The 5,860-nt window shown below is 68.1% G+C and carries 8 protein-coding genes; 1 reads left to right on the top strand and 7 read right to left on the bottom strand.

The genetic code is table 11. From position 1 onward, the window contains the following. The 6 genes from TR49_RS42115 to TR49_RS35495 form a co-directional block, all read right to left on the bottom strand. A partial coding sequence (locus TR49_RS42115; RefSeq protein ID WP_236653677.1) for a bifunctional DNA primase/polymerase occupies positions 1-1,690 on the bottom strand: 1,690 nt, incomplete at its 3' end. A 136-nt stretch (positions 1,691-1,826) separates the two neighbouring features. Beyond that, positions 1,827-2,009, bottom strand: a complete 183-nt coding sequence (locus TR49_RS35515; RefSeq protein WP_152627628.1) for a hypothetical protein — start codon at positions 2,007-2,009, stop codon at positions 1,827-1,829. Positions 2,010-2,032: 23 nt separating this feature from the next. Beyond that, positions 2,033-2,302 carry a hypothetical protein gene (locus TR49_RS35510; protein WP_042389663.1) on the bottom strand — a complete coding sequence of 90 codons (270 nt, stop codon included), beginning with the start codon at positions 2,300-2,302 and terminating at the stop codon, positions 2,033-2,035. Further along, positions 2,299-2,580, bottom strand: a complete 282-nt coding sequence (locus tag TR49_RS35505; protein ID WP_042389661.1) for a hypothetical protein — start codon at positions 2,578-2,580, stop codon at positions 2,299-2,301. Before TR49_RS35505 ends, TR49_RS35510 begins: the two co-directional genes overlap by 4 nt. 110 nt (positions 2,581-2,690) lie before the next feature. Then, a complete protein-coding gene (locus TR49_RS35500; protein ID WP_042389659.1) occupies positions 2,691-2,879 on the bottom strand; it encodes a hypothetical protein in 189 nt (62 codons plus the stop codon). Further along, positions 2,879-3,124: a helix-turn-helix transcriptional regulator gene (locus TR49_RS35495; RefSeq protein ID WP_084725768.1), complete on the bottom strand. Its 246-nt coding sequence runs from the start codon at positions 3,122-3,124 to the stop codon at positions 2,879-2,881. The genes TR49_RS35500 and TR49_RS35495 overlap by 1 nt, the downstream gene beginning before the upstream one ends. A 116-nt stretch (positions 3,125-3,240) precedes the next feature. Between TR49_RS35495 and TR49_RS35490 the strand changes: the two genes are divergently transcribed. Next, positions 3,241-4,158: a hypothetical protein gene (locus TR49_RS35490; RefSeq protein WP_152627627.1), complete on the top strand. Its 918-nt coding sequence runs from the start codon at positions 3,241-3,243 to the stop codon at positions 4,156-4,158. Between the two features lie 62 nt (positions 4,159-4,220). On the opposite strand, the gene TR49_RS35485 is transcribed toward TR49_RS35490, so the two are convergent. Then, positions 4,221-5,816: a recombinase family protein gene (locus TR49_RS35485; RefSeq protein ID WP_084725766.1), complete on the bottom strand. Its 1,596-nt coding sequence runs from the start codon at positions 5,814-5,816 to the stop codon at positions 4,221-4,223. Positions 5,817-5,860 lie beyond the last annotated feature (44 nt).

The raw sequence follows: 5,860 nt of genomic DNA, 5'->3' as shown, positions 1-5,860 counted from the left end.
GCATCTGATTGAGGATGATCTCGGAGGCCCGCCGCAGGCTAGCCGCGTCGGTCTCTTCCCGAAGCCGGCGCAGCGGGATGCGCGGGTGAACGAAGATCCCCGTGGCGTCGTCATATCCCGGCGCCATCAGCAGCGAACCGTCCGGACGAACGACCGGCGAGGTGACCATCCCGTTCAGCTTGGGCAGGGGCCAGTTCTTGCGTCCCAGGATCGTGGAGCACGTCCGCGGGTGCAGCAGCGTGCGGACTTCCTTGGTGCCCCCTGACTCCTCGTCCTTCACCACGGTGTAGGTCAGGACGTACTCGGCCATGTAGGCGCGGAGGTTGTCGCTGTTGAGGTGGTGCATCACCGGGTAGGACTCGTTGTCCTCGGTGATCCAAACCGGGCCGTCGGCGCGAGTGAACAGCTCGGGCAGCTTCCTCGCCCGCATGAGTCCGAGGATCGCGTCGATGGCGTCGGCCTCGACCCCGATGTCGAGCGCGGGCCGGCCTGCTTCGAGGTGCTCCATGATCGGCTCGGGCGCGTCCTGCAGCGCGCTGCTGCCGTCGGTGGCCGCTGTAGCAGCACGGGGGCGCAGCTCGGTGACGGTGGCCAGCTTCTCGTGCGGCAGCGGGTCACCGTAGCCGCGCCGGCGCAGCTCCTGGGCAGCGGCCTTCCAATCGCCGCCATGCTGCAGGAGCGTGTAGGCGCCGAACTTGGTGTACGCCTTCTCGGCATCGAATTCTGAACTCGTTGCGAAGACGTAGAGCCGGTCAACGTCGGGGTCACGGCCGGTGGTTGCCTTCACGCCGCCGACGCCATCTGCCCAGCCCCAATACGAGGTGCGGCCATGGGTCATCAGGGGTCGGAAGACTCCGGCGAGGATGTCCCGCCAGTCCGCGCGGTCATTGAAGTCGTCTCCGGGGCGACGGCCGCCATCGCGCCTGGGGGCGGGCTTCCGGCCGGGCTGCACGTACTCCTGACGCGGGGTCTGATCGAGGAGCCCAAGGATCGCGACCACCGCCTCGTACTCCTCGGCGGTGATCACGGCGATCGTGGCTGGGCTGCCGCTGCGTCGCTGGTACGGGAGACCAGTGCGGTGGACTGTGCCGTGCGACGGGTCAACCACAACGAGGTTGCCCTCGCCACGGGTCTCGACCAGACAGCGCAGGACGTTGGCTTTCGGGTTCTTCTTGAGCCTGTCCCGCTCTTCGGCGGTGAGCTCCTCGTCCCGGGCTGGGCGCTGGGCGATCTTCGTACCGCGCGGGACGGGGCCATCGACGATGCGGAAGTCGATGTGGACTCCGCCGGATGGCGACGTGCGCGTGTAGCCGGTAGTGAGCTGGTCCCACAGCTCTATGAGGCCGTGCGCGTCCATGAGCTCGGCGGCCTCGTCGAGGAGGTTGTCGACAACCGCGCGGCCCTCGAACTCGACCATCCCGACGTTGCCCGACACCGAGCCGCAGATGTAGCCGATGCCGGTGTGGGCGCCGTCGTAGCGGTCCGGCGCGAACCACTTGTCGTGCTGGGCCAAGGTGGTGCGCTCGGTCTGGTACTGCTTCCACTTGGGCAGGTTCGGCATCTTGGTGCCGTCCGCCTTGATGGGGATGACGTTCAGGCCGGCGGCGTCGAGCTCGGCCGCCGCGGCCCGTAGGTCGGGCACATGACCCTCGCCCGACGTCGGGCCAGCGCCCTGAGGCTGACCGCTCATCACATCCACTGCCTGGTACTCCCGTGTCTCTTCCTTGCGCTTATGGGGGTGCCGGGCGGGTGGTGAGGGTTTCCGCCCTGCCCGGCTGTCCTGCGGTGGTGCACCCGACGGCCCCCCGACCGTCAAGCAGTGGTGCTCAGGTGGTGTCGGCCGCGCGTCTGGCGCGGAGCATCTCGGCGGCGTGCTCGAACCCGAACTTCAGGTCGGGGTCCGTCTCGGCCTCGGCCAACCAGGCGAAGGCACCGAGCGGGTCGTTCGACTTCAGCGCCGCAGCGGCGGCGAGAGTGAACCGCCCGACCTTCGGGTCAGTGGCGGCCATGCGCGCCGCTTCCTGCATCGTGATCACTGCGCCGCTCCCATACGTGCGCGGTCCACGGCGGCGGCGATCCGGTCGACCCAGTCGCGAAGGGCGGCGACCATTCCGTCGGCCTGCGCGAGCGGGACCTCCAGATCGCCTACTCCCGTCCAGGTGAACGTGACCTCGGTGACGTCGTGGCCGTCGGGCTCGGCGGGCGCCCAGGTGTCCAGGGCCGCGAAGAGAGTGCTGTTGCCGATGGCCACGGGGATCCGGTCGAAGCCGGTGACCTCCGGGACGTCGAGGATGTCCGTCACGGCGTCACCTCGGCGAGGATGATCGGGCGGTGCAGGACGTCGCTGACGAGCTGGACGGCCTGCGCCGGGCTCCACTCCGCGATGTGGGCGATGAGGATGATCCCGGGGCTGTACATCGTCCAGTCGACCCAGGCGCCCTTCGGCCGGATCGAGCACGTGTAAGCGACCAGCGGGACCGGGGTGGTGGCGCGCTCCTCGAGCACGGCCGGGTCGACGATCGCGTCGCCGCTGAACAGCGACCAGTCCGCTATCGGGCTGTGGGTGGTACGTGGCAACATGTTCTTACTGCCTTCCATCTACATGCGCCCTGGCCTGTGAAGTCGGACGCGATGGTGGTGGCGAACAGGGCCTCGGGCTTCAGCCCCCGGGGCCTTCGCCATTTCTGCGGCTAGGCCGCGGCCGTGGCGCTCACAGTGGGCGCCAGCAGGATCCGGAGCTGGGCGACCTGTTCGGGCGTCAGCTCGGGCGCCTCATCGACACGGGCCTTGATGCGGCGGTAGAGATTCGCCTTGGCGTAGTCACCGCGTTCCTCTGCCTCGCGGATCTTGCGGTCAGCGAAGGACTCAGCGGTGGCCATCAGGCGCACTCCTGGAGTGCGCGCAGGGCCATCACGTAACGCTCCAGGAGCGGGCCTCGCGGAATGCTGCGCGCGCCTCGCTCCCAATGACTGATGGCGCCTCGGGTCACGCCGACGATGTCGGCCAGTTCCTGCTGCGACAGTCCCTTCGACTCCCTCAGGCGCCGGCGCTCGGCCGGTGAGGGCAGATCGGAGTGGACGCGCAGACGCTCGCGGACCAGGTCCGCAACCTGCGTAGCGGTCATGTAACTAGTACAGCCGATCCAGTGACAGTCGTCAACCACCACTTCGGACGATCCAGTGAGTTCTTAGTCAGGGGATGCCGTCGCTGAAGTAGTGACTTCTGTGGGATGCTCCCGGCATGAGCCCCGACCGGCCCGAATCCCCGAAGCCCCCGAGCTGGCGAACTGATAGCGACGCCGCAATCGGCACCATCGCGATCGGGCCGCCACTTGAGGACCGCAGGTCGAACATGGCCGCCGTGCTGTACTTCGAGTGGCACTCACGCAGCCGTGAAACCCTGGTCATCGGAGACATTGCGCAGGTGCCGACCGGGTTGATCATCAGCCGCATGGAGATCGTGATGCAGGAGGCGGCTGGCGTCACACGCGATCTTCTGAGGAGTCTGCCCATAGGTGATGTTCTGGCCGCTGCACGCGACTACTTGCGGCGCCAGAACGAGTTGACACCGAGCGTTGTCGCGGAAGCCGCCGAGGTTCCCGTGACGACAGGGCGTACCAAGATGACCGAAGAACTCCTGCGCCAGGTTGCACTCGCATACATCGAGGAGACAGCTCCCGGCAAGGACCGGGGGGCGATGCACCGCATGGTCGAGCGCTTTGGTAGGCCCGAGGGAACGATCCAGACGTGGATCAAGAGGGCCCGCAAGGAAGAGTGGCTGGCGCCAGGCCCGTCGGGGCGCATGGGCGCGGAGCCCGGTAGCAAGCTGCTTCTATGGCTTGGCGAGCAAATGTCCAGCGACAGCAAGCTCCGCCGGGAGGCCACGCGCATCGCCCGCGCCATGCAGGCAACCGACCCCGACCAACTGGCGCGCGAAGCGGTTGCGGCATACCGAGCCGAGGCACACTCCGAAACCCCATCACGCCTCGGCGTTGGACCGCTCCTGCTCAGCGTCGCTGGGCAAGTTCTCTACGGCCACAGCATTGACGCCGAGATCGCCGCCCGGACCCAGGCGGGCGAACTCGTAGAGATCGCCTTCAATGAGGTCGCCCGGGATATCCGAGCCAAGATCGCCGAACACCCCCAGGTGCTCTACTAGCCCCGGCTAGACAACACGCAAAACAGCCCCGCCCGATCTTTGGGCGGGGCTCCATCGTTCTCTCAACCGGACCGCTTCCAGGCAACGTCGACGGTGCTGTCGTCGAAGTAGACCTGCCCGCTCCCCGGCTTGTACCCCTTTGGCCGGCCGCGCCGGGCCGGGTAGATCGTGATCGTCATCAGCGCCGCGATGATCGACCGCTTCCGGTCGAGGTGGTAGTCGGCCCACTGGTCTTCAACCTCGGGCGTACCGAGCGGCACGGAGGCAAGCACCGACCGGTGGGATGCTGCGGCCATATGCTGCTCGACGTTCTCCAGTCGCGCCCTGACGAACGCGGTCTGGTCGAGCATCTGTTTCCGGGTGATCAGGTCGGCGGCGTAGTCGTCGGAGATGCCGTCCAGTTTGGTGCGCAGCGCGTTCGCCTGCGCCGCGAAGTCTTCCGATGGCTTCTCGTCGCGCGGCAGCAGCAGTTGGGCCGCGTCCGGGCGGGACAGGCGCTCGACCGCGAGCCCCTCGATGTACTCGTCCAGGTCGATGGCGTCGCGGACCACGTGGCCGCTGGCGGCAGTGCGGCACCTATAGACCGGCTTGGAGGTGCGCCCGCTCCCCTTGGCCTTGATGGTGCCGCCGACGCCCGCGGAGCTGCCTCTGAGCGTCTCGCCGCAGTGGCACCGATAGAGGCCACTCCCGAGCCACACGCGGGCGTTAGACGTCGTTGTGCGGCGTGCGGGGTTGGTCAGCAGGGCCACAGCGGCGCGCCAGCGGTCTTCCAGCACGATGGGGGCCCACTGGGCGCGCCCTACCACCTCGCCGCGGTGCTCGATGAGCCCAGCGTTCCTAGGCCTGAGGATCAGCCGTCGGATCTCGGTCTCGCCGAACTCGTGCGACTCAGGCTCGCCGCGGGTCCCGTCCAGCTGCTTCCGACGCCGGGGCACGGTGCGGATCCCCTTCAGTGCCCAGTCCGCCCGGATCGAGCGAAGGGAGGCACCGGCTAGTAGGTCGTCGGTGGCCTGCGCGGTGTGCCACGCCTCACTTCCCGGGGCGTTCACGGCCTCCGAGCCGCAGCTGTCACAGACACGGTCGATGGTGAAGCCCTCGACTGCCCCGCAGCCGGGACACAGGAGCGAGTCCGGGGTGACGCCGTCGGCCCGGTAGCCGAACGGCCTCGGGCCGCCCCGGTACTCCCCACGGAGGACGTTGTCGGCCTTCGCGTCCTTGACGCGCTCCGAGATCTGCTCGGCCTCGTGCTGGGCGTCCACGGCCGCCCTGAGGGCGTCGCGGCGCCCATCGGCGGTGCTCAGGTCGTAGCGGCCTTGCTTGACCGTCTGGACCTCGAGTCGGCGGTCGGTGATGAGCTTGAAGAACGCGAGGCCGTCGTCGAGGCGCCGGTAGAAGCGGGTGGGTGCGAGCGCATAGGCGCCGTCGGCATGACCGGCCTCAAGGTAGGCAAGCATCTTGAGGTAGTCCGGGCGTGGCTTGCCGCTGTACGCGCTTCGGTCGTCGTCGACGTAGACCGCGACGATGTCGTCGCCGTTCTTGGCGGCGAGGTCGCGGCACTGGCGCTCCTGGCGGTCGACGCCGTTCTGCCGGCCTTCGCGGTCGTCGGAGATTCGGGCGTAGATCACCATCCGGCGTCGCGGGCGGGCGTCTTCTGTCATGCCGTCAGGATAGAGCTTAAAACTGTCTCGTGGAACCCATTGAC

Origin of the sequence: Streptacidiphilus melanogenes, from assembly GCF_000787835.1 — a bacterium.
GTDB classification, from domain to species: domain Bacteria; phylum Actinomycetota; class Actinomycetes; order Streptomycetales; family Streptomycetaceae; genus Streptacidiphilus; species Streptacidiphilus melanogenes.
Note: the sequence above shows the minus strand (reverse complement) of the source record. Positions and strands in the feature narration are given on the sequence as shown.

Coding starts and splice junctions, on each gene's coding strand:
- TR49_RS35515 (WP_152627628.1), bottom strand. CDS start 2,009: ATGGCCGCCACTGACCCGAAGGTCGGGCGGTTCACTCTCGCCGCCGCT.
- TR49_RS35505 (WP_042389661.1), bottom strand. CDS start 2,580: ATGTTGCCACGTACCACCCACAGCCCGATAGCGGACTGGTCGCTGTTC.
- TR49_RS35500 (WP_042389659.1), bottom strand. CDS start 2,879: ATGGCCACCGCTGAGTCCTTCGCTGACCGCAAGATCCGCGAGGCAGAG.
- TR49_RS35495 (WP_084725768.1), bottom strand. CDS start 3,124: ATGACCGCTACGCAGGTTGCGGACCTGGTCCGCGAGCGTCTGCGCGTC.
- TR49_RS35490 (WP_152627627.1), top strand. CDS start 3,241: ATGAGCCCCGACCGGCCCGAATCCCCGAAGCCCCCGAGCTGGCGAACT.
- TR49_RS35485 (WP_084725766.1), bottom strand. CDS start 5,816: ATGACAGAAGACGCCCGCCCGCGACGCCGGATGGTGATCTACGCCCGA.